The organism is Clostridium sp. AF27-2AA, from assembly GCF_003478505.1.
In the GTDB taxonomy this organism is placed as follows: Bacteria; Bacillota; Clostridia; order Lachnospirales; family Lachnospiraceae; genus Brotaphodocola.
Genome location: NZ_QUFI01000014.1, coordinates 1 through 21,222, shown reverse-complemented (window position 1 = coordinate 21,222; position 21,222 = coordinate 1). Strand labels below are relative to the sequence as shown.

Genomic DNA, 21,222 nt, shown 5'->3' with positions numbered 1-21,222 from the left:
CCAGAGGACATGTTCAGACCAAATACAAGGCCTGCGGACGCGAGACCGTCTTCAATGTTTTGGAGATGAGAAGATTACGGAGATTGCAGCTCTACTATTCATCTTTGAATGGTTGAGATGACAATAAATAACCCTATTAATACAATTTTATAAGTCATAGCTGTGCTGTGGAGCCGCTGACAGGCGAAGTCTTCCGAATGCCGCATGAGACAGAATTATGGGATACCTATGTTCTGTTTTATCGGCACAGGATTTTTCTTCACCGTCATGCGGCTCCTTTTTGACCTTCCGTTGGTCCGGTTCTGTACCGGCTGTGCGGAAGGAGAAACGTATGTATTTTGACGCAAAAGAGTTTGGTAAGAGACTTCACGATGTACGCACATCCCGTGCATTACGCAGGAGGAGCTGGCGGTTCGACTGGGACTGGCAAGCAAGCATCATATGCCGCGTTGGGAAACCGACGAGGCATTTTTCGACAAAATCAGACGATACGGAGTACGAAAAGGTTAGCTATGCGCGTTTTCATATGCTTTTCGGATTCCGTCCGGCAAATGGTCAGGAATCAGTGCCTTTAGTCTGTCCTCACTGCCGTCTTTGATTGCCTGCTCATAGTACCAGCATTTGAATTTCAGCATATCCAGAGTGCGGTTCATCTGCTCGAGCTCTGCCTCCATGTGCGACCGTTGCTCCTCAAACAGTGCCTTGCGTTGCGGGTAGGTGGACGGCCCTTCTACACACCAATCCATGAATTGCCGGATGTCCTTGATCTCCATGCCAGCTTTTTTCAGACATTCAATGACCCGGAGTGCTTCAATCTCCGTGTCACCGAATTTGCGGATGCCGGACACCCGTTCCATGTTCGGAAACAGCCCCTGCTTATCATAATAGCGCAGCGTGGAAATAGGTAATCCGAACATCTCTGCCACTTGTCCAATTGAATACATAAATTTCCCTCTCGAAATTTTCAAAAAATATCTTGACCTAAAGTTAGGTTTAGGTATTACTATGAGAATAACACAAAGAATATAAAAATGCAAGGAGTGTTCTACGATGAATAAAAAGGTACTGATCATTTCCTCAAGTCCCCGTAAGGGTGGTAACTCCGAAACGCTGGCGGCAGCATTTGCCAAGGGCGCACGGGAGGCAGGCAATCAGATAGAAACCGTATATCTGCGGGAAAAGCAGGTTGGCTTCTGCAAGGGCTGTCTTGCCTGCCTGAAGTTGGGGCACTGCGTCATCCAGGACGATGCCGTGGAAATTGCCGCCAAAATGCACGATGCGGATGTGCTGGTGTTCGCAACACCCGTCTACTATTACTGTGTCAGCGGTCAGCTCAAGACTATGCTGGATCGCGCCAACCCATTGTTCGATACGGACTACGCCTTTACGAAAGCCTACTTGCTGGCAACAGCGGCAGAGGACGCACCGGAAACCTTTGCGGGCACAGAGAAGGCCGTGCAGGGTTGGGTAGACTGCTTCCCCCGCTGTGCGCTGGCTGGCAAAGTGTTTGTAGGCGGCGTAAACGACGTGGGAGAGATCGCAGGTCATATTGCACTGGAGCAAGCTTATCAAATGGGCAAGGAGGTGTGAGCCATGGCAATCAAACAAACGGCAGGCAGAGAGGCTTTGGGGAAATTTGCTCCCAAATTTGCGGAATTGAATGATGATGTGCTGTTTGGGCAGGTGTGGAGCCGGGAAGACAAGCTTTCCCTGCGAGACCGCAGCATTGTAACAGTGGTGGCTCTGATGGCGCAGGGACTGACGGATTCGTCCTTTCAGTACCATCTGACAACTGCAAAGAACAACGGCGTGACGAAAACGGAAATTGCGGAGATCCTGACCCATGCGGCATTTTATGCGGGCTGGCCCAAGGCGTGGGCGGCTTTTCGTATGGCAAAGGAGGTATGGGCAGAGAACGATGCCGCCGATGCAAAAGCCAAGCATCAGAATGAAATGGTCTTTCCCATCGGTGCACCCAATGACGCCTTTGCAAAATATTTTATCGGACAAAGCTATCTCGCACCACTTTCTACGCAGCAGATCGGTATTTACAATGTGACCTTTGAACCCGGTTGCCGCAACAACTGGCACATTCATCATGCGAAAAACGGCGGCGGACAGATCCTCGTCTGTGTGGCCGGACGAGGTTACTATCAGGAATGGGGCAAACCGGCACAAGAGCTGCGCCCCGGCGATGTGGTAAATATCCCTGTGGGTGTCAAGCACTGGCACGGTGCTGCACCGGATAGCTGGTTTTCTCATCTGGCGGTAGAGGTTCCGGGGGATGAAACATCCAATGAATGGTTGGAAGCCGTGGACAACACAGTATATTTTAAGGCAACAGGCAAGGAGATCTGAATATGGAAAAACTGAATCTGACACAGGAATGGGACAAGGTGTTCCCGAAAAGCGACAGGGTGGATCACAAGAAAGTAACCTTTCACAACCGATATGGCATCATACTGGCGGCGGATATGTACACGCCGAGGGGCGCAGAGGGCAAGCTGCCTGCTATTGCCGTCAGCGGTCCGTTCGGTGCGGTAAAGGAGCAGTCCTCCGGTCTGTATGCGCAGAAAATGGCGGAGCTTGGCTTCTTGACGATTGCCTTCGATCCGTCCTACACCGGCGAGAGCGGCGGTATGCCCCGCTATGTAGCATCGCCGGACATCAACACCGAGGATTTCTGCGCAGCGGTAGACTTTCTCTCCGTGCAGGAGAATGTTGATCCGGAGCGCATCGGTATCATCGGTATCTGTGGCTGGGGCGGTATGGCGCTCAATGCCGCGGCCATTGACACCCGCATCAAAGCTACTGCGGCTATAACCATGTACGACATGACCCGTGTAACGGCCAACGGATATTTTGATGCTGAGGATTCTGAGCAGGCACGCTTTGAGAAGAAAAAAGCCATGAATGCACAGCGCATCGAGGATTATAAAAGCGGAAGCTATGCGCTGGCGGGTGGCGTAGTTGATCCGCTGCCGGAGGACGCACCGCAGTTTGTAAAGGACTATTATGCCTACTATAAGACTCCGCGAGGCTACCATCCCCGCAGCCTGAATTCCAACGGCGGCTGGAATGTGACCTCCTCGCTGTCGTTCCTGAATATGCCGATCTTGCAATACAGCAGCGAGATCCGCTCTGCTGTGTTGCTGGTACACGGGGAAAAGGCGCACTCCCGCTATTTCAGCGAAACAGCGTACAGCAAGCTGACCGGCGATAACAAGGAATTGCTCATTATCCCCGATGCAAACCACACTGACCTTTACGATCAGATGGACATCATTCCATTTGAAAAGCTCAACGCATTCTTTACGGAGTATTTGTTTCACGGCTGTTTATCCTTCGGATGGAAACAGCAGGAATTGAGACCATTAGGGTAGCCAATATTTTTATGTTTGTGTTAGGCTTTGTTGGCAGTAGTCTACCAGAATTTTTCATTACAGTGTTTTGCTAAAGGAATCCGATGGAGCTATAGCGAAGAAGAAAAGCGCTGGGTCTTATGCCCGTGGTGCGGTGCCAAGATGCGCTTGCAGATATTGCGGGAGACGGAATTAGTAACTTTTCCTCTGTTTTGTCCAAAATGCAGGCATGAGAGTATTATCAACGCAAAAAAATTTTATCATTGAAACCAAACAGCCAGACGCTAAGACGCAGTGCTGATCGCAAAATCGATCATGCGCTGCGTCTTATTTATTTTGAAGGAAGGATCTGCTATGGATGCAATTATTTACACTACCAACACTGGAAGCTTACTTTTGTGATGCGTGCAGAAGGATCACGATTCGGTATTGAGCGGTGCAGTGAGAAGCGAAAATATTCTGCTGCCGATCATGCAAAATCATTGATAAGAGAGAAGGAGAAAAAGTTATGTCAGAAAAGAATATTATTATTCGTCTGGAAACGAAAGACGATTACAGAGCTGCCGAAAACCTGACCCGTGAGGCATTCTGGAATGTTTACCGGCCCAGCTGTGTGGAGCACTATGTGCTGCACTGTTATCGGAATGACCCGGCATTTGTGCCGGAGCTGGATTTTTTGATGGAACTGGACGGTGAGCTGATCGGGCAGATTATCTATGTGCAGTCGGAGATTGACTGTGACGATGGACGAAAGGTATCGATCATGACCTTCGGCCCCATCAGCATTGCACCCGCATACAAGCGGCAGGGCTATGGAAAGCAGCTGCTTGACTATTCCATGGAAAAAGCCAGGGAAATGGGCGCAGGAGCGTTTGCCATTACCGGTAATATTGACTTTTACGGCAAGTCTGGCTTTGTTCCGGTCAAAACCAGGGGCGTACGCTATGCCGACGACCCGGATGCGGACTATTTTCTCATCAAAGAATTGAAATCCGGATTTCTGAACGACATCTCCGGTACTTACAAAGACCCCGAGGGGTATTTTGTCTGTGAGAAAGATCCGGAGGAGTTTGAACGGTTTGAAGCCACCTTCCCGGTAAAAGAAAAGCAGAAGCTGCCGGGACAGCTGTTTTGAACAGGAAGAATAATGGCATCCAGTAAAGAGTATCTTCATTTCATTTTAGAACAGCTATCCGGCTCTATGAAGGGACACGGGTACTCGAATGATCTGCTGGATGCGTGTATTCGTGATGCCAAAGCGCAGGGGAAGAAAGGCATTTGTATTTTGTGCGCGGAGGGCCGGAAGCGGGAATTCCTCGCTGACCCGAAATTCCTTGCTTACAAGGAGTTTCGGGTGGCAGACATATCTGACTGCGGGATCAATCTCATGTATCTTCCTATCGAATCGGGTGCACAGCCGCCGCATTTCAAGGAATGTGCGAAACATCCGGTGATTAAGGAAGCAGGTTTTGTTCTCTATTACACCGATCAGTGTCCATATACCTATTATTGGGTGCCAAGGGTGCAGGAGGCAGCGAAGGAGCATGGTATCCCGTTCAAGGCCATCCATATCACTGATAAAAAATCTGCGCAGAATGTACCCGCGCCGGTCACGACCTATGCCCTGTTCCGGGACGGTCAGTTTCTGACACAAAGTATTCAGTCGGATAAAAAATTCATGGCGCTGGCAGGTTTGTAAGGCACAGGCAGAAGCTAGCTAGGGGAACTTTGTTTTCATGTCGACTTAATCAAAAATTTGTGTTTTAATTAAGTGAATACTAAAACAGGGGGCTAATATGGAACTTGACCGTATGCTAAAGGCATTGGGAGAACCAATGCGTTTGAAAATATATCAATCGCTTTTAGAAAGAAAACATTGTGTTCGTTCTCTGTCTAAAAAATTCAGTATTTCTGAATCCGCCATTTCTCAACATATGAAAGTCATGAAGGACGCAGGATTAGTCTATGGTGAGAAATACGGCTATCACACACATTATCTTCCACGACAGGATGCTGTAGGCTTCCTTACCGAGCAGTTTGAGAAGATGCAGACTGCTTCACTAACTCTGAATCGTGATAGGACTGTTTGTCAATGTGAGTATCGTAAGGAGGAAGAAGTATGAATATCCTGTTTGATTTGTTCCTGACTTTTGCAAAGATCGGGTTGTTTACCTTTGGTGGAGGTTACGCCATGATTTCCACAATTGAAAACAACTGTGTAGAAAGAAAACAATGGATTACTCACGATGAGATGATGAATGTGACTGTTATTGCGGAATCCACCCCAGGTCCCATCGCTATCAACTGCGCAACCTTTACCGGATATAAGAAAGCTGGTTTTAGTGGTGCATTGGTGGCAACACTGGGTATGATTGTTCCATCCTTTGTTGTTATCTATCTGATTTCTGTGTTTCTTGATAATTTCCTGGAACTGACCATCATGGCCCATGCTTTTAAGGGTATCAAAATAGCCGTTGGCATCTTAATTCTGGATGCTGCCATTACTATGATTAAAAAAATGCACAAAAAGAAACTGCCGAGAACAATTATGATCGGCTCCGCTATCGTCATGTTCTGCATCAACCTCTTTGGATGGAATTTCTCCTCGATCAGTCTGATGCTGATTTCAGCGGTTGTGAGTCTGACGATGTTTATTCTGAACGGTACACCTGAACAGAAAGGTGGTGCAAAGAAATGATTTATCTTGACTTGTTTCTTGGTTTCTTAAAAGTCGGATGCTTTGCATTTGGCGGTGCCTATGGTGCCATTCCGTTAATCCGAGATGTAGTAATGTCTTATGGCTGGCTGAGAGATGAAATGCTGACTTATATGATTGCTGTCAGCGAAAGTACCCCAGGTCCCATCATGGTCAACCTTGCCACTTATATCGGTAGCAATCAAGCAGGATTCCTTGGTGCAGTGGTCGCAACGCTGGCGGTTGTTCTGCCTTCGTTTTTGATTATTTTGTTGGTAACAGCGTTATTGAAAACTGCATTGAAGAACAAATATGTTCAAGCTGTGTTGTGTGGGCTGAAACCTTGCGTAATCGGCATTGTGCTGGCTACGGGCATTTACATGGTTTTAAGTAACTGCTTTGTGAAAATATCTGATGTATGTATTAACATCCCAGCGATTATCATCTCAATTATCTTGGTTCTTTCTATAATTAGCTATAGGCAGTTGACAAAAAAGAAGTTATCGCCAATTCTGCTAATGGTTATCTCAGCGGTTGCGGGAGTAGTTGTATACGGCATATGAGGAACTTTTGATGGGATGTTAGGAAACAAAAGTTCTTGGAATCAGGGTTACTGCAGATGAACTATATTTGGATCACAAAAGAAAATATTGACAAGGAAGGGAATATGTTTTATGGCAAAAGAGAGGGATGGATTTAGAAGCCGGACCGGTTTTGTACTGGCATGCATTGGTTCAGCGGTTGGTATGGGAAATATCTGGCGTTTTCCGTACATTGTTTCAGACTGGGGAGGAATGACATTTCTGCTTCCCTATCTGATGTTTGTGGTGCTGATCGCGTCTACCGGAGTGATCGAGGAGATGGCGCTGGGGCGCATGGCCAAGAGTGGTCCTATCAAAGCCTTTGGCATGTGTACGGAGCTTCGCACTGGAAAGAAACGGACAGGGGAGCTGATTGGCATGATCCCGGTTCTGGGCTCCATGGCGCTGGCCATTGGTTATACCGTGGTGGTTGGTTGGATCTTTAAGTATGCGTTTCTGGCACTCAGTGGCAACCTGTATACCCTGGGACAGGATATGGAAGCCATTGGCGCTCTGTTTGATGGTACTGCTTCCAGCTTTGGCAACAATGGCTGGCTGATGGTCACAGTTCTTGTGACTGCGGTTATCATGGCATTTGGCATTGCAGGTGGAATTGAGAAAGCCAACAAGGTGATGATGCCGCTTTTGTTTGTTTTGTTTCTGGGACTGGGGGCATACATTTTTGCACTGCCTGGCTCGGAAAACGGATATCATTACATTTTTACCATCAATCCGGAGGGACTGAAAGATGTCCGCCTGTGGATCTATGCCTTTGGCCAGGCATTTTTCTCGCTGTCCATTGCGGGAAATGGAACGGTGATTTATGGATCCTATCTGAGTGATTCCGAAGATATTGTAGGCTCGGCAAAAAATGTGGCATTCTTTGATACGCTTGCTGCATTGTTAGCTGCTTTCGTGATCATTCCGGGCATGGCGGCAGGCGGGGCAGAATTATCTTCGGGTGGCCCGGGCCTTATGTTTATTTATCTGCTGAATGTATTTAACGGGATGCCGGGCGGAAAAATCTGTGGTGTGGTTTTTTATGTCTGCGTTTTGTTTGCTGGCATGAGTTCTCTCGTCAATCTCTATGAGGCTCCGGTGGAAACGCTGCAGGAACGCCTGGGCCTGAAACGCCCGGCAGCAGTGGCTGTGATTGCTGCAGCTGGCTGCGGTGTGGCACTGTTCATTCAGGGCATTGTGTCCGACTGGATGGATGTGGTATCCATCTATATCTGTCCATTGGGAGCCATGCTTGCCGGCATTATGTTCTTCTGGGTGGCCGGTAAGGATGTTGCTGTCGATGCAGTGAACCGGGGAAGAAAAAAGAAAATTGGAAGCTGGTTTGTTCCCCTTGGAAAGTATGTGCTGGTTCCAGCTGCGTTTATTGCACTTGTGGCAGGCGCGCTGATGGGGGGAATTGGCTAAGGCATCTGGAAAAAATTATTGCAAGAACCGTTTTTGTATTTATTTGCAAAGACGGTTCTTTTGTGTTATAATAAAATTTAACACAACTTTTGAGAAAAGAAGAAAGAAATCAGAAAAAAGAATGAAAAAGGAGCTGTTTTACATGTCACAGGTAGTAGATCGCTTTTTACAATATGTTTCATTTGATACCCAGTCTGAGGAAGGAGCAGCGAAGCAGCCCAGTACGGATAAGCAGTGGGAACTGGCAAGGCTCTTAAAACAGGAACTGGAAGAGCTGGGGGCAGAGCAGGTTCGCCTGAGTGAATATGGTTATATTTATGCGGAGATTCCGTCGAATCTTCCGGAAGATCAGGCTGGCAAAGTACCGGCACTGGGGTTTATTTCCCATATGGATACGGCACCAGCTCTGACTGGATGCAATGTAAAGCCACAGGTTGTAAAAAATTATGATGGACATGACATCTGTCTGAATGCAGAAAAGCAGATTACCATGCGGATTTCGGAGTTTCCGTTCCTGGAGCGGTACAAGGGACAGGATCTGATCACAACAGATGGAACCACACTGCTTGGTGCAGATGACAAAGCCGGTGTGGCAGAAATTATGACGGCGGCCGCTTATCTGCTTTCCCATAAAGAAATTCCGCACGGAAAGATTTGTATTGGATTTACTCCGGATGAGGAGATTGGCTGCGGCGCAGACCGGTTTGAGGTGGAGAATTTTGGCGCACAGTTTGCCTACACGGTTGACGGCGGAGAGCTTGGTGAGGTGGAATACGAAAACTTTAACGCTGCGTCTGCCGTTGTCACGATTCATGGCTGCAGTATGCACACCGGAGACGCGAAACAGGGCATGGTGAATTCCATGCTGATCGGCATGGAGTACCAGCAGATACTGCCGACTTTCGAGAATCCCATGTATACGGAAGGATATGAAGGGTTTTTCCATCTGGATCATTTTAATGGTGATGTGGAAACTTCGATGATGAAGTATCTGATTCGGGATCATGATATGGAAAAGTTTGAAAAGAAAAAAGAGCAAATGCGCCAGATTGCAGCATTCCTGAACCAGAAATACGGTGATGGCACCGTAGAGATCGAGATCCGGGATTCTTATTTCAACATGAAAGAGAAGATCAAACCGCATATGCAGCTGATTGACCGGGTGTGCAGCGCTATGAAGGAACTGGATGTGGAGCCGGTGATCCGTCCGATCCGCGGCGGTACGGATGGAGCGCGCCTTTCTTACGAAGGACTTCCGTGCCCAAATCTGTGTACCGGAGGCGCGAATTTCCACGGAAAGTACGAGTTTATTTCTATCCAGTCCATGGAGAAAATCGTGGAATTGCTTGTAAAACTGATGACAGCGCCGAAAACAGAGCGGAAAGAATGACGGCGGACAGAAGCAGCCCGCAAAGAAGAACAGGAGAGTAAGAAGCAGAAAAGAGATAAGGATCATGAGAGAGAAACTTACAAAATCAGATGTGGAAAAAATCCAGGAAGAGATTGAATATCGGAAACTGGAAGTGCGTCCCGAATGTCTGGAAGCAGTAAAGGAAGCAAGAGCCCATGGAGATCTGAGCGAAAACTTTGAGTATTATGCGGCTAAGAAAGACAAAAATCAGAACGAAAGCCGCATTCGTTATCTGGAGAATATGCTGAAAAACGCAATTGTGATCTCCGATGAGTCAAGGTCCGACGAGGTCGGCCTGAATAAGGCGGTTACCCTCTATATGGAGGATGACGATGAGGAGGAGACCTACAAGCTGGTCACCAGCATCCGCGGCAACTCCATGCACAATATGATCAGCATTGAGTCACCTCTTGGCAAAGCTATTCTGCGCCACAAAGTGGGAGACCGGGTGGAGATTACCACGGACAACGGTTACAGCTATTTTGCGGAGATCAGGAAAATTGAAGATATCGGAGATAAAGATGATACGATCCGGAAATTCTGATATTTCTGAGCTATCAGAACTCCCGGACCGGAGAATCAGTATTTTGATCGGGTGTAAAAATTGATTACAAACTCCATAAAATGATGCACATAAGGCTTTAAGATAAAATTCTTATGGTAAACAAGATACAGGCTGCGGCTGTCTGCAACCAGCGGAAGATCAAAAACAAGAAGTTTCTGATCCGATCCGGGGCTGCAGGCGGCCGCTTTTGATATGACAGAAATCCCCAGACCGTTAGCAACGAGATTTTTGATGGATTCCTGGTCGTTGAGGCGGGCAGTGACATTCAGGGAATTTTCCGGGATATGCAGGTTTTCAAGAAGTTCGTAGACAAATTTACGGCTTCCGCTGCCTTCTTCCCGCAGGATCAGGGACTCTGATTTTAAGATGGTGTTGATGGGAGTACCGGAGCTTTTCAACTCTTCAAAATAAGCGTTTTTCGGCGTAATGAGTACCATTTGGTCCTGGTAGAAGGGCTCAAAGCAGAACCGGTCATCTTCGCTGGTCATGCCAACCAGCCCCAGGTTAAAGCTGCCTTCCAGAATCTTGTCCAGAATGCCCTGGCTGTCGCTTTGATAGATATTGAAATAGGTTTCCGGACACAGCTTTTTGTAGGCAGGAAGAAGCTCTGGCAGCAGATAGGTGGACGGAATCGTGGATGCGCCCATATGGATCACATTCCGGCTTTCATTGATCCAACTTTCAATTAAATGATTTTTCAGGCTCAGAATGCTTACGGCGCATTCATAAAATTCCTGTCCCCGAGGTGTCAGCTCAATGCTTTTGGTGGTACGCACCAGCAGGCAGGACTGAAACTCATCCTCCAGCATACGGATATGAGTGCTGATCGTAGGCTGGGAGATGAAAAGCTTCTCTGAGGCTTTCGTAAAGCTGCCATAATCGACGACAGCGACGAATGATTGCAGTTGTTTGAATTCCATATGCCTCCTTTATATCAGATCCAGCCGCCGTCCAGTCCAATGACCTGTCCGGTCAGGTAAGAACCCTTGTATCCAAGATGATAGACGAAATCGGCAACCTCCTCTGCGCGTCCCAGTCGTCCCGCCGGGATTTCCTCAACCAGCTGGATGAGTTCGTCTTCCTGCAGCCACTGGTTCATCTCGGTGTCGATGGCACCGCAGGCTACGGCATTTACCTGAATGTTGCTTGGGGCCAGTTCTTTGGCAAGGGCCTTAGTGAACGCGTTGACGCCGCCCTTGGTCGCAGAATAGGCCACCTCACAGGAAGCGCCTGCACAGCCCCAGACGGAGGAAATGTTTATGATTTTTCCGTGTCCGGCCGGAAGCATCAGCGGAATGGCCAGCTTGCAGCAGTTAAAGACAGAAGTCAGGTTGGTGCGCAAAATGCGGTCCCAGTCTTCTGATGACATATCCTGCAGCAGGCCAATGTAGTCGATACCGGCGTTGTTGACCAGAACATCCAGCGAGCCGAACTGCTTGCGGATCATAGAAAAAAGCTGCTCACAGACAGCCATGTCTCCCATGTCGCCCAGAAATGCGGCACAGGTTACCTGATAACTTTCGATTTCTTTTTTGGTTTGCATCAGCTCCTGTTCCCGGTGGGCACAGTTGATGATGACATTATAGCCTTTTTTGGCAAATTTTACGGCAATGGCCTTTCCGATTCCACGGGAAGCGCCCGTTACAAGAACTACTTTTTTTGCCATAAGATCACTCCTCTCTCTGCTTTTATTTTATCATAAAAAAACGTTTTGGTCAGCCTTTTCATACATTTTACAATTCAATTACAATTTTACGAACTCTCTGTAACTTTCTGGAGAGTTATGTTATACTGGATGACAGATTATGGTGGAAATTTGGATAGAAAGGCGAGTACGCATGAATACATGGAAAAAGATACTGGCTGTGAGCTGTCTTTGTGCGGCAGCATCCAGCCCGTTTGCCGCTTACGCGGACGCTGCAAAATCTGTTCACGAGGCAACTCTTGTAGCGGCTCCGGCAGACTATGAAAACATTGCGGTATCCCAGGTGTCCGATTATGTGAATATCCGGGAACAGGCAACCACGAACAGCAAAATTGTAGGTAAGATTTATAATAACTGCGCGGCAACCATTCTGGAAACTGTGGAGGGAGAGGGCGGAAGCTGGTACCGCATTCAGTCCGGAAGTGTAAACGGATTCATCAAATCCCAGTATTTTATCACCGGTCAGGAGGCCGAAACGCTGGCCCAGTCGATTGGCCGGGAGTTTGTTACCGTCAGTGTGGACAACCTGCGCCTTCGTGAAGAACCGAATCTGACCAGCAATGTTCTGACCATGGTCTCCAGTGGTTCCCGTTATGTGGTTCAGGGGGACGAGGGAGATTTTTATAAGGTCGAGGTCGATGCAGATCTGATCGGTTATATTGCCAAATCCTATTGCAAGGTCGAAGTGGAATTTGATCAGGCAGTATCCCTGGAGGAAGAACGCCAGAAACTGGAAGAAGAGGCCCAGAGAAAGCGGGATGCCCAGACGGCCATCGCAAATCTGGAGCAGACCATTAAGGTAGAAGAGAATAAGGACGTTATCATTCCGGCAAATCCGGCCCAGAGTGATGATTCCGCGATTACCAGTGCGCCGTCTGCAAATACTGCGCAAAACAGTCAGGCTCAGAGTCCGTCGTCAGGTCAGAACAGTTCTGACAGCAAGTCTGCGGCTTCCGCTCCTGGAAAGACGAATTCTTCTAACAGTTCAAGCCAGATTGGTTCGTCCGGCCCGTCCTCAGGCACAGTTTCTTCTCCGGTTGCAGGTCCGGGAAGCTCCGCGGCAGTTGTATCTGCGACCAGAACCGCAATCGTGGCTTATGCCAAGCAGTTTTTGGGCAACCCGTATGTGTATGGCGGCACCAGCCTGACAAACGGCGCGGACTGCTCTGGTTTTACCCAGTCTGTCTTTGCGCATTTTGGCATTACCACAGGAAGAAGCTCCAGAGATCAGGCAGCGCAGGGAAAAGAGATTTCCATGTCGGCCATCCAGCCTGGTGACCTTCTGTTCTATGCCAGCGGAAGCTACATCAATCATGTGGCTATTTACATAGGAGACGGAAAAATCATCCACTCCAGTAATCCGACTACCGGTATTACCATCACCAAGTACAACTACCGTACGCCGTGCAAGGCGGTAACATTCCTGGATTAGGAGTGTGCGGTTTATGAATGAAAAAAAACAATACTGCGGCCTGGACCTGCTGAAATTTATCATGGCGGTCCTGGTGGCCGCGCGGCATATGATTCAGGTGTTTTATCCGGCGGAAAGCCGCTGGCGCCTGATCATTGGCAGCTGGCTTTCCAATCTGGCTGTTCCGGTGTTTTTCATCATTGCGGGATTTCTTTTATTTCGCAAGATCCCGGATACGGACAAAAAGAGCGGATGGCCTGTGGTGGGGCGTTATGCCTGGCGCATTGTGAAGCTGTATCTGCTCTGGTGTGTCATTTACTGGCCTATTGATATTTTCAACTGGTATCATGGTACGGCCACCATCATGGAGACATTGAAGGCATATGTTCATTCATTCTTTTTCTCCAGTACCATTGCACAGCTCTGGTATCTGCCGGCGCTGGCTGTGGCTGCCCTGATCGTGTGGACTGGTTATCGTGCCGGATTGAAGATATGGATGCTGCTGGTTCTGGCGGGGGCACTGTTTGTGTTTGGCTGCATCTGTGATAACTGGTATTTTACCGAGCGTGCGCCCATGAAAATCCAGGAATTTGTATGGTGGTATGCGCCGAAGTTCGTGACCATGCGAAACGGTCTGTTTTACGGAAGCTTTTACCTGGCCTTGGGACTCTGGTTTTCCAGAAAGACCTGGTGTATGCCGGTGCTGCTTTCACTGGGCGGCAGCGTGCTGTTTCTGGCCCTGATGTACAAAGAGGTGGCCACCTGCTTCAATACCAATATGGTGTTTACCGCGGCTCCGGCAGCGGTCTGTCTGACAGAACTTGCCATGAGGCTTCGGGGGGGATATTCCCGTTTCTTTGTAACACTGCGGGAGATGAGCGAGTGGGTTTATTTCTCCCATTTTTATTTCTTCTATTTCTTTTCCTGGACGGTAAAGTGGAATCCGCTTCCGTTGACCGAACAGAATATTACGCTGTGCATTTTTGTGCCCATGCTGCTGTTTGCGCTTCTTGTCTCAATGATGTCTCATCGGGAAAGCGGAAGATGGCTCCGAAAATTTATTTAGGAAAAACGAATGAAATAACGGAAATCATAAAAATAAAAAGCCTCTGGGAAAATTCCCAGGGGCTTTTTGAAAAGTATGAAAGTGTTTTGGCTTTCGTATGTAAAAATTTAGAATTCCGGCTCAATCAGACCGTAAGTCTGACCCTTTCTCTTATAAACGACATTGACTTCTTCTGTTTCTGCGTTTAAGAATACATAGAAGTTATGTCCTAACAGTTCCATCTGCACGCAGGCTTCTTCTGGATCCATAGGCTTCATGGCGAAGCGTTTGGTCTTTACAATCTGAATCTCGTCTTCCGGTTCCGCTTCTTCACTGATGAACAAATCGGAGAAGGACTGTGCGGACTGCTTTTTGTCGATGAGTTTGTTTTTGTACTTACGAAGCTGGCGTTCGATGATCTCCTCTACCAGGTCGATGGATACATACATGTCATTGCTGGATTCTTCAGCACGGATAATGTTGCCCTTAACCGGGATAGTAACCTCGATCTTCTGTTTGTCTTTCTGTACACTGAGAGTTACGATGATTTCTGTATCCGGAAGGAAATAACGTTCCAGTTTTCCGATTTTTTCCTCAATGGCGGCGCGAAGCCCCGGAGTCACATCAATATTTCTGCCTGTAATCGTATAACGCATAAGTCATCAGCTCCTTCTTTTGAGATGTTCTAAGTATAACATATAAAACCGAAAATTACAACCAAAACAAGGAAATTGTTGAGACAATTATTGGGAATGAAAAATAAAAACACATACTTTATCCACAAAAAAGAAATTGCATTTCTACCTTTGCGGATGTGGAAAAGTCAAGCGTTTTTCCTGTATTTTTTGGCGTAAACAGTGGATTTATAAGATATGAACAAAGAAAACCGTACGTTTTTCCGTGGGGAATAAACGGAAAAATGTGGGAAAACTTTGTGGATAATGTGGATAACTTGGTGCATAACTCATTTTTGGCTGAAAATCAAGGAAAATGGATGTGGATGTATTTTTCGTGGATATTGTGGATAACGTGGATAAGTTGTGAATCGAACATAATTTTTGTGCAACCTGACAGGTTTACCATAATTTTACTTTTATGTCGCCTTTGCAATAAGGAAATTAATTTTTTGTGAACAAAGGGCCTAAAACTTGAATAAATCAGGGGATAGTGGTACAATATCAAAGATTGACTTATAATAATAGTAGAAACGAGACAGACGAAACAAAGAAAGTTTAGGAGAAAGAACTATATGAATCTCATAGAAAAAGTATTTGGCACCCACAGCGAGCGGGAATTGAAGATGATCTATCCGATTGTGGATAAAATCGAAGCGCTGCGTCCGACCATGCAGGCAAAGACCGATGAGGAACTGCGTGATAATACCCGCATCTTCAAGGAGCGTCTTGCAAACGGTGAAACCCTGGATGATATCCTTCCGGAGGCATTTGCTACCGTACGTGAGGCGGCAAAACGTGTGCTGAACATGGAACATTATCCGGTACAGCTCATCGGTGGTATCGTGCTGCATCAGGGCCGTATCGCTGAGATGAGAACCGGTGAAGGTAAGACCCTGGTTTCCACTTCCCCGGCATACTTAAACGCACTGGCAGGCAATGGCGTTCACATTGTAACCGTCAACGATTATCTGGCAAAACGAGATGCGGAGTGGATGGGACAGGTTCACCGTTTCCTGGGCCTGACAGTTGGCGTGGTATTAAACCCGATGACCTCTGAGGAGCGTAAGGCTGCTTACAACTGCGACATCACCTACGTTACCAACAACGAGCTGGGCTTTGATTACCTGCGTGACAACATGGCAATCTACAAGGACCAGATGGTTCTGCGCAATCTGGATTATGCCATCATCGATGAGGTGGATTCCGTCCTGATCGATGAAGCAAGAACTCCGCTGATCATTTCCGGCCAGAGCGGCAAATCCACAAAGCTTTACGAGGTATGTGATGTGCTGGCTCATCAGCTGGTACGCGGTGAGGCATCCGGCGAGTTCACCAAGATGAATGCCATCATGGGCGAGGACATCGAGGAGACCGGCGACTTCGTTGTAAATGAGAAAGATAAAGTCGTTAACCTGACTGAGGAAGGCGTTAAGAAGGTAGAGCAGTTCTTCCATATTGAGAACCTGGCAGATCCGGAGAATCTTGAGATCCAGCACAATATCATCCTGGCTCTGCGCGCAAACTACCTGATGTTCCGTGATAAGGACTATGTAGTAAAAGACGATGAGGTTCTCATTGTCGATGAGTTTACCGGACGTATCATGCCGGGCCGCCGTTATTCCGATGGACTGCACCAGGCAATCGAGGCGAAGGAGCATGTAAATGTCCGCCGCGAGAGCAAGACCCTGGCAACCATCACCTTCCAGAACTTCTTCAACAAGTTCCGCAAGAAAGCCGGCATGACCGGTACTGCGTTAACCGAGGAGAAAGAGTTCCGTAATACCTACGGCATGGATGCCATCGCAATCCCGACCAACCGTCCGGTTGCGCGTATTGACCATGAGGATGCAGTATACAAGACCAAAAAAGAAAAATTTAAGGCAGTTGTCGATGAAGTGGTGGCTTCCCATGAGAAGGGACAGCCGGTACTGGTTGGCACCATCACCATTGAGACTTCTGAGCTGTTAAGCAAGATGCTGACCAAGCGCGGTATTCAGCACAAAGTCCTGAACGCGAAGTTCCATGAGCTGGAGGCAGAGATCGTAGCGGATGCTGGTATCCACGGCGCTGTTACCATCGCGACCAACATGGCCGGCCGTGGTACCGATATCAAGCTGGATGATGAGGCAAAGGCAGCAGGCGGCTTAAAGGTTATCGGTACCGAGCGTCATGAGTCCCGCCGTATCGACAATCAGCTGCGCGGACGTTCCGGCCGTCAGGGTGACCCGGGTGAGTCCCGCTTCTACATTTCCCTGGAAGATGACCTGATGCGTCTGTTCGGTTCCGAGCGTCTGATGGCTATGTTTGAGGCCCTGGGTGTTCCGGAGGGCGAGCAGATCGAGCACAAGATGCTTTCCAGCGCTATTGAGAAAGCACAGATGAAGATCGAGAACAACAACTACGGTATCCGTGAGAACCTGTTAAAATACGACGAGGTCAACAACGAGCAGCGTGAGATCATCTATGCAGAGCGCCGCAAGGTTCTGGATGGTGACAACATGCGTGACCTCATCTTAAAGATGATTACCGATATCGTGGAGAATTCTGTGGATCTGTCCATCTCAGAGGAACAGGCATCCTCCGAGTGGGATTTGAATGAGTTAAACAGCCTTCTGCTCCCGATCATTCCGCTTGAGACCATCACCGCAGAGAATCATCCGGTGACTAAGAAGAATGAATTAAAGCATATGCTGAAGGAAGAAGCCATCAAGCTGTACGAGGCAAAAGAGGCAGAGTTCCAGGAGGCAGAGCAGATCCGTGAGCTGGAGCGCGTAGTACTTCTGAAGGTGATCGACAACAAGTGGATGAGCCACATTGATGATATGGACCAGCTGCGTCAGGGTATTGGCCTGCAGGCTTACGGCCAGAGAGACCCGGTTGTTGAGTACAAGATGAGCGCTTACGAGATGTTCGAGGCTATGACGGCAGCGATCACCGAGGAGACTGTCCGCATTTTGTTCCACATTCGTGTAGAGCAGAAGATTGAGCGTGAGCCGGCAGCCAAGGTAACCGGAACCAACCGCGACACCTCTGCGCCCCAGGCACCGAAGGTACGCCAGGTACAGAAAATCTACCCGAACGATCCGTGTCCGTGCGGAAGCGGCAAGAAATTCAAACAGTGCCATGGCCGTGATTTAATGCCGAGATAATAAGAAAATAGTGACCGGCGGGTCTGTCAAAGGATTCGCCGGTCATTGTGAAAAGAAATACAAAATATATAATATGAAAGAAGGTGACACAATGGTAGAATTAGATCAGTTCAAGTACACATTATCGACCTTTGAAAAACCATTAGTGGAAGTGAGGGATTCACTTTGACCTGGATAACAAGGTCAGACGAATCGATGAATTAGACAAATCCATGGAGGAGCCGGGCTTCTGGGACGATGCCGACCGCGCCACCAAGCTGGTTCAGGAGGCAAAGAACCTGAAGGATACCGTAGAGCTCTACCGTGGTCTGGAGCAGCAGTACGAGGATATCCAGGTTATGATCGAGATGGGATATGAAGAGGAGGATCCTTCTCTGATTCCGGAGATTCAGGAGATGCTGGACGAGTTTACGCGCAATCTGGAAAAGCTGCGCATGGAAACCCTGCTGTCCGGTGAATATGACAAATACAATGCTATCCTGCGCTTAAATGCAGGCGCAGGCGGTACAGAGTCCTGTGACTGGTGCAGCATGCTGTACCGTATGTACTGCCGCTGGGCAGACAAGATGGGCTACAAGACGGAAGTCCTGGATTACCTGGATGGTGATGAAGCAGGCATCAAGTCTGTTACCATTCAGATCAACGGGGAGAATGCATTTGGCTACTTAAAGTCCGAACGTGGCGTGCACCGTCTGGTGCGTATTTCCCCGTTCAATGCGGCCGGAAAACGCCAGACCTCTTTCGTGTCCTGTGATGTTATGCCGGATATTGAGGAAGATCTGGATGTGGACATTAACCCGGATGACCTGCGGATCGATACCTATCGTTCCAGTGGTGCCGGTGGTCAGCACATCAACAAGACTTCTTCTGCCATCCGTATCACCCATATCCCGACCGGAATCGTGGTACAGTGCCAGAATGAGCGTTCCCAGTTCCAGAACAAGGACAAGGCCATGCAGATGTTAAAGGCAAAGCTGTATATGTTAAAGCAGCAGGAAAATGCCGAAAAGCTGTCCGACATCCGTGGCGATGTCAAGGAAATCGGCTGGGGTAACCAGATTCGCTCGTATGTGCTGCAGCCATATACCATGGTCAAAGACCTGCGCACCGGCGAAGAAACCGGAAATGTGGCTAATGTCCTGGATGGAGGGCTGGACCCGTTCATCAGCGCCTACCTGCGCTGGCTGAGTCTGGGCTGCCCGGACCGCAAGGCTTCCGCAGAAGATTAATTTTGATTTTTATAAAAGCAGAGTGTATGCAAGAAAAAGCTTGCGCTCTGCTTTTTTTTGTGCTAATATCTCTCACATGAGCACAAATGTTCATGATAGACGAACATAAAGAGATGATACTGTCGGTTACAGACAGATATTTTCGGGAGGATTTATTATGCCGGAAGAAAAAAGCAAGTATTTTGTAGTGAAGCAGAAAGCGGTGCCGGAGGTATTGCTGAAGGTTGTGGAGGCCAAGAAGCTTCTGGAGTCAGAACGGGTGATGACCGTTCAGGAGGCAACCGAGCGGGTGGGCATCAGCCGCAGTTCTTTTTACAAATATAAAGAAGATATTTTCCCGTTCTATGACAATACAAAAGGCAAGACCGTTACTTTTGTGGTACAGATGGATGATGAACAGGGCCTGCTTTCGGACCTGCTTCATATCGTGGCAGTTTACAAAGCAAACATCCTGACGATTCATCAGAGTATTCCGGTCAACGGCGTAGCAACGCTGACTTTGTCTGTGGAAGTTAAGGACAACACAGGGAATATCTCCAAAATGGTGGAAGAGATTGAAGAGCAGGACGGCATTCATTATGTGAAAATCGTTTCCAGGGAGTAATACCGGGGGGTTGCAGATAGCATGGAAGCATAAATAACAGAAAGAAAAGCGAGGACAGAGCAATGGTACAGGTAGCAATCATGGGATATGGCACAATTGGTTCCGGAGTAGCGGAGATCTTAGCGCAGAATGCAGAGCAGATCAAACATGGCTGCGGACAGGATGTAGCACTGAAATATGTACTGGATCTTCGGGATTTCCCGGGAAGTCCGGTAGAAGACAGGATCGTACATGATTTTTCCGTAATCGAGAAAGATCCGGAAGTGAGCGTGGTAGTAGAGACCATGGGTGGTTTAAATCCGGCTTATCCGTTTGTAAAGGCAAGCCTGCTGGCCGGCAAGCATGTGGTAACCTCCAACAAAGCCCTGGTGGCCGCTTATGGAACCGAGCTTCTTGCCATTGCAAGGGAAAAAAACGTGAATTTCTTCTTTGAGGCCAGCGTTGGCGGCGGTATTCCGATCATCCGTCCGCTGTACCGCTGCTTAAAAGGAGAGAAGATCCTGGAAATTACCGGTATCTTAAACGGTACTACCAACTTTATTCTGACCAAGATGGACAAAGAAGGAGCTTCCTTTGAAGCAGTATTAAAAGAGGCGCAGGATCTGGGATACGCGGAGCGCAATCCGGAAGCAGATGTAGAGGGCTACGATACCTGCCGCAAGATCGCAATTCTCACGGCGATGGCGTCAGGAAAAGAAGTGAACTATGAGGATATCAGCACAGAGGGTATCACAAAGATTACCGATGTGGATTTCAAGTACGCAGACAAACTGGGAACTTCCGTGAAGCTGTTCGGAACCAGCCGTCTGGACGGAGATGAGGTTCATGCATGGGTGGCTCCGGTCATGATTGGCAAGGATCATCCGCTGTATGCAGTCAATGATGTGTTTAACGGCATCATGGTAAAGGGCAACATGCTGGGAACTGCCATGTTCTACGGAAGCGGTGCCGGAAAGCTCCCGACCGCCAGTGCTGTCGTTGCCGACATTATGGAGGCAGTTGAGAATGCGGACCACAACGTGCCGCTTGGCTGGAGCAGTGAGCGTCTAGTGATCGCAGACCAGAAGACCTCCGTACACCGCTATTTTGTGCGTGTAGAAGGAACCGGTACCGAGCTGGAGCAGGCAGCTGCCGCAGCCTTTGGAGGCGCAGAACTTGTAAAACTGGACAGCTTAAACGATGAGTTTGCGCTGCTGACCGGTGAGATGAGTGAGGCAGCGTACGCAGAGTGTGCTGCAGCATTTGAAAAAACCGCAAAGATCCGCCAGAGAATCCGCGCAGAATTTTAAAAATTTAGGGTTAAAACCAATATAGGTCCGAATCCGGTAATCCCGGCATACCGCTGCGCAAAATATGGGTATTG

At 48.2% G+C, this 21,222-nt stretch carries 22 protein-coding genes; 18 read left to right on the top strand and 4 right to left on the bottom strand.

The genetic code is table 11. The features are described from left to right. Positions 1 to 506: 506 nt before the first annotated feature. The gene (locus tag DWY84_RS09455; RefSeq protein ID WP_118532716.1) at positions 507 to 944 is read right to left on the bottom strand and encodes a MerR family transcriptional regulator; all 438 of its coding nucleotides are present in this window, start codon (positions 942 to 944) and stop codon (positions 507 to 509) included. A gap of 106 nt (positions 945 to 1,050) precedes the next feature. On the opposite strand from DWY84_RS09455, the gene DWY84_RS09450 reads away from it, so the two are divergent. The 12 genes from DWY84_RS09450 (at position 1,051) to greA (ending at position 10,018) form a co-directional block, all read left to right on the top strand. Continuing rightward, the gene (locus DWY84_RS09450; RefSeq protein WP_118532714.1) at positions 1,051 to 1,590 is read left to right on the top strand and encodes a flavodoxin family protein; all 540 of its coding nucleotides are present in this window, start codon (positions 1,051 to 1,053) and stop codon (positions 1,588 to 1,590) included. A gap of 3 nt (positions 1,591 to 1,593) precedes the next feature. Next, a complete protein-coding gene (locus tag DWY84_RS09445; RefSeq protein WP_118532712.1) occupies positions 1,594 to 2,358 on the top strand; it encodes a carboxymuconolactone decarboxylase family protein in 765 nt (254 codons plus the stop codon). Beyond that, complete coding sequence (locus DWY84_RS09440) at positions 2,355 to 3,383, top strand: alpha/beta hydrolase (RefSeq protein WP_207665126.1); 1,029 nt, start codon at positions 2,355 to 2,357, stop codon at positions 3,381 to 3,383. The genes DWY84_RS09445 and DWY84_RS09440 overlap by 4 nt, the downstream gene beginning before the upstream one ends. A gap of 141 nt (positions 3,384 to 3,524) precedes the next feature. Next, positions 3,525 to 3,629 (top strand): cysteine-rich KTR domain-containing protein, encoded by a 105-nt coding sequence (locus DWY84_RS09435; protein ID WP_347560784.1) that lies wholly within the window; start codon positions 3,525 to 3,527, stop codon positions 3,627 to 3,629. 241 nt (positions 3,630 to 3,870) lie between these two features. After that, complete coding sequence (locus DWY84_RS09430; protein ID WP_118532708.1) at positions 3,871 to 4,497, top strand: N-acetyltransferase; 627 nt, start codon at positions 3,871 to 3,873, stop codon at positions 4,495 to 4,497. A gap of 12 nt (positions 4,498 to 4,509) precedes the next feature. Continuing rightward, positions 4,510 to 5,061 (top strand): YoaP domain-containing protein, encoded by a 552-nt coding sequence (locus DWY84_RS09425; protein WP_118532706.1) that lies wholly within the window; start codon positions 4,510 to 4,512, stop codon positions 5,059 to 5,061. Between the two features lie 97 nt (positions 5,062 to 5,158). Beyond that, the gene (locus tag DWY84_RS09420) at positions 5,159 to 5,485 is read left to right on the top strand and encodes a metalloregulator ArsR/SmtB family transcription factor (RefSeq protein ID WP_118532704.1); all 327 of its coding nucleotides are present in this window, start codon (positions 5,159 to 5,161) and stop codon (positions 5,483 to 5,485) included. Beyond that, entirely contained in the window at positions 5,482 to 6,060 is a 579-nt protein-coding gene (locus DWY84_RS09415) for a chromate transporter (protein ID WP_118532702.1), read from the top strand. Before DWY84_RS09420 ends, DWY84_RS09415 begins: the two co-directional genes overlap by 4 nt. Beyond that, the gene (locus DWY84_RS09410; protein WP_118532700.1) at positions 6,057 to 6,620 is read left to right on the top strand and encodes a chromate transporter; all 564 of its coding nucleotides are present in this window, start codon (positions 6,057 to 6,059) and stop codon (positions 6,618 to 6,620) included. Before DWY84_RS09415 ends, DWY84_RS09410 begins: the two co-directional genes overlap by 4 nt. A gap of 111 nt (positions 6,621 to 6,731) precedes the next feature. Continuing rightward, positions 6,732 to 8,063, top strand: coding sequence for a sodium-dependent transporter (locus DWY84_RS09405; protein ID WP_118532698.1), 1,332 nt, complete (start codon positions 6,732 to 6,734; stop codon positions 8,061 to 8,063). 142 nt (positions 8,064 to 8,205) lie between these two features. Next, positions 8,206 to 9,453, top strand: a complete 1,248-nt coding sequence (pepT, locus tag DWY84_RS09400; RefSeq protein ID WP_118532788.1) for a peptidase T — start codon at positions 8,206 to 8,208, stop codon at positions 9,451 to 9,453. 64 nt (positions 9,454 to 9,517) lie between these two features. Further along, a complete protein-coding gene (greA, locus tag DWY84_RS09395; protein WP_118532696.1) occupies positions 9,518 to 10,018 on the top strand; it encodes a transcription elongation factor GreA in 501 nt (166 codons plus the stop codon). Between the two features lie 35 nt (positions 10,019 to 10,053). Here the strand turns inward: greA and DWY84_RS09390 are convergent, their stop codons facing one another. Continuing rightward, the gene (locus tag DWY84_RS09390; protein ID WP_118532694.1) at positions 10,054 to 10,959 is read right to left on the bottom strand and encodes a selenium metabolism-associated LysR family transcriptional regulator; all 906 of its coding nucleotides are present in this window, start codon (positions 10,957 to 10,959) and stop codon (positions 10,054 to 10,056) included. 14 nt (positions 10,960 to 10,973) lie between these two features. Next, on the bottom strand, positions 10,974 to 11,705 hold the full coding sequence (gene fabG, locus DWY84_RS09385; protein WP_118532692.1) for a 3-oxoacyl-ACP reductase FabG: 732 nt from the start codon (positions 11,703 to 11,705) through the stop codon (positions 10,974 to 10,976). A 172-nt stretch (positions 11,706 to 11,877) separates the two neighbouring features. On the opposite strand from fabG, the gene DWY84_RS09380 reads away from it, so the two are divergent. Further along, the gene (locus DWY84_RS09380) at positions 11,878 to 13,176 is read left to right on the top strand and encodes an NlpC/P60 family protein (RefSeq protein WP_118532690.1); all 1,299 of its coding nucleotides are present in this window, start codon (positions 11,878 to 11,880) and stop codon (positions 13,174 to 13,176) included. 13 nt (positions 13,177 to 13,189) lie between these two features. Then, positions 13,190 to 14,221, top strand: coding sequence for an acyltransferase (locus tag DWY84_RS09375; protein WP_118532688.1), 1,032 nt, complete (start codon positions 13,190 to 13,192; stop codon positions 14,219 to 14,221). 107 nt (positions 14,222 to 14,328) lie between these two features. Here DWY84_RS09375 and raiA read toward each other — a convergent pair whose 3' ends face one another. Then, positions 14,329 to 14,856, bottom strand: coding sequence for a ribosome-associated translation inhibitor RaiA (gene raiA, locus DWY84_RS09370; RefSeq protein WP_118532686.1), 528 nt, complete (start codon positions 14,854 to 14,856; stop codon positions 14,329 to 14,331). A gap of 593 nt (positions 14,857 to 15,449) precedes the next feature. Between raiA and secA the strand changes: the two genes are divergently transcribed. The 4 genes from secA (at position 15,450) to DWY84_RS09350 (ending at position 21,148) form a co-directional block, all read left to right on the top strand. Continuing rightward, positions 15,450 to 18,026, top strand: a complete 2,577-nt coding sequence (secA, locus tag DWY84_RS09365; RefSeq protein WP_118532684.1) for a preprotein translocase subunit SecA — start codon at positions 15,450 to 15,452, stop codon at positions 18,024 to 18,026. Positions 18,027 to 18,117: 91 nt separating this feature from the next. Continuing rightward, positions 18,118 to 19,255 (top strand): peptide chain release factor 2 gene (prfB, locus tag DWY84_RS09360; protein ID WP_118532682.1). Its coding sequence is split into 2 segments (ribosomal slippage): positions 18,118 to 18,192 and positions 18,194 to 19,255, totalling 1,137 coding nucleotides; the frame shifts between segments, so codons are not numbered across the junction. A 157-nt stretch (positions 19,256 to 19,412) separates the two neighbouring features. Next, entirely contained in the window at positions 19,413 to 19,859 is a 447-nt protein-coding gene (locus tag DWY84_RS09355; protein ID WP_118532680.1) for an ACT domain-containing protein, read from the top strand. Between the two features lie 62 nt (positions 19,860 to 19,921). Continuing rightward, positions 19,922 to 21,148, top strand: a complete 1,227-nt coding sequence (locus tag DWY84_RS09350) for a homoserine dehydrogenase (RefSeq protein WP_118532678.1) — start codon at positions 19,922 to 19,924, stop codon at positions 21,146 to 21,148. The last annotated feature ends 74 nt before the right edge of the window (positions 21,149 to 21,222 follow it).

What these genes read in the sequence shown, in the direction of transcription:
- DWY84_RS09455 (WP_118532716.1), bottom strand. Translation starts at nt 944, where the DNA reads ATGTATTCAATTGGACAAGTGGCAGAGATGTTCGGATTACCTATTTCC.
- raiA (WP_118532686.1), bottom strand. Translation starts at nt 14,856, where the DNA reads ATGCGTTATACGATTACAGGCAGAAATATTGATGTGACTCCGGGGCTT.
- DWY84_RS09425 (WP_118532706.1), top strand. Translation starts at nt 4,510, where the DNA reads ATGGCATCCAGTAAAGAGTATCTTCATTTCATTTTAGAACAGCTATCC.
- greA (WP_118532696.1), top strand. Translation starts at nt 9,518, where the DNA reads ATGAGAGAGAAACTTACAAAATCAGATGTGGAAAAAATCCAGGAAGAG.
- DWY84_RS09430 (WP_118532708.1), top strand. Translation starts at nt 3,871, where the DNA reads ATGTCAGAAAAGAATATTATTATTCGTCTGGAAACGAAAGACGATTAC.
- DWY84_RS09380 (WP_118532690.1), top strand. Translation starts at nt 11,878, where the DNA reads ATGAATACATGGAAAAAGATACTGGCTGTGAGCTGTCTTTGTGCGGCA.
- DWY84_RS09405 (WP_118532698.1), top strand. Translation starts at nt 6,732, where the DNA reads ATGGCAAAAGAGAGGGATGGATTTAGAAGCCGGACCGGTTTTGTACTG.
- DWY84_RS09420 (WP_118532704.1), top strand. Translation starts at nt 5,159, where the DNA reads ATGGAACTTGACCGTATGCTAAAGGCATTGGGAGAACCAATGCGTTTG.
- pepT (WP_118532788.1), top strand. Translation starts at nt 8,206, where the DNA reads ATGTCACAGGTAGTAGATCGCTTTTTACAATATGTTTCATTTGATACC.
- secA (WP_118532684.1), top strand. Translation starts at nt 15,450, where the DNA reads ATGAATCTCATAGAAAAAGTATTTGGCACCCACAGCGAGCGGGAATTG.
- DWY84_RS09450 (WP_118532714.1), top strand. Translation starts at nt 1,051, where the DNA reads ATGAATAAAAAGGTACTGATCATTTCCTCAAGTCCCCGTAAGGGTGGT.
- DWY84_RS09415 (WP_118532702.1), top strand. Translation starts at nt 5,482, where the DNA reads ATGAATATCCTGTTTGATTTGTTCCTGACTTTTGCAAAGATCGGGTTG.
- DWY84_RS09435 (WP_347560784.1), top strand. Translation starts at nt 3,525, where the DNA reads ATGCGCTTGCAGATATTGCGGGAGACGGAATTAGTAACTTTTCCTCTG.
- DWY84_RS09445 (WP_118532712.1), top strand. Translation starts at nt 1,594, where the DNA reads ATGGCAATCAAACAAACGGCAGGCAGAGAGGCTTTGGGGAAATTTGCT.
- fabG (WP_118532692.1), bottom strand. Translation starts at nt 11,705, where the DNA reads ATGGCAAAAAAAGTAGTTCTTGTAACGGGCGCTTCCCGTGGAATCGGA.
- DWY84_RS09410 (WP_118532700.1), top strand. Translation starts at nt 6,057, where the DNA reads ATGATTTATCTTGACTTGTTTCTTGGTTTCTTAAAAGTCGGATGCTTT.
- DWY84_RS09350 (WP_118532678.1), top strand. Translation starts at nt 19,922, where the DNA reads ATGGTACAGGTAGCAATCATGGGATATGGCACAATTGGTTCCGGAGTA.
- DWY84_RS09355 (WP_118532680.1), top strand. Translation starts at nt 19,413, where the DNA reads ATGCCGGAAGAAAAAAGCAAGTATTTTGTAGTGAAGCAGAAAGCGGTG.
- DWY84_RS09375 (WP_118532688.1), top strand. Translation starts at nt 13,190, where the DNA reads ATGAATGAAAAAAAACAATACTGCGGCCTGGACCTGCTGAAATTTATC.
- DWY84_RS09390 (WP_118532694.1), bottom strand. Translation starts at nt 10,959, where the DNA reads ATGGAATTCAAACAACTGCAATCATTCGTCGCTGTCGTCGATTATGGC.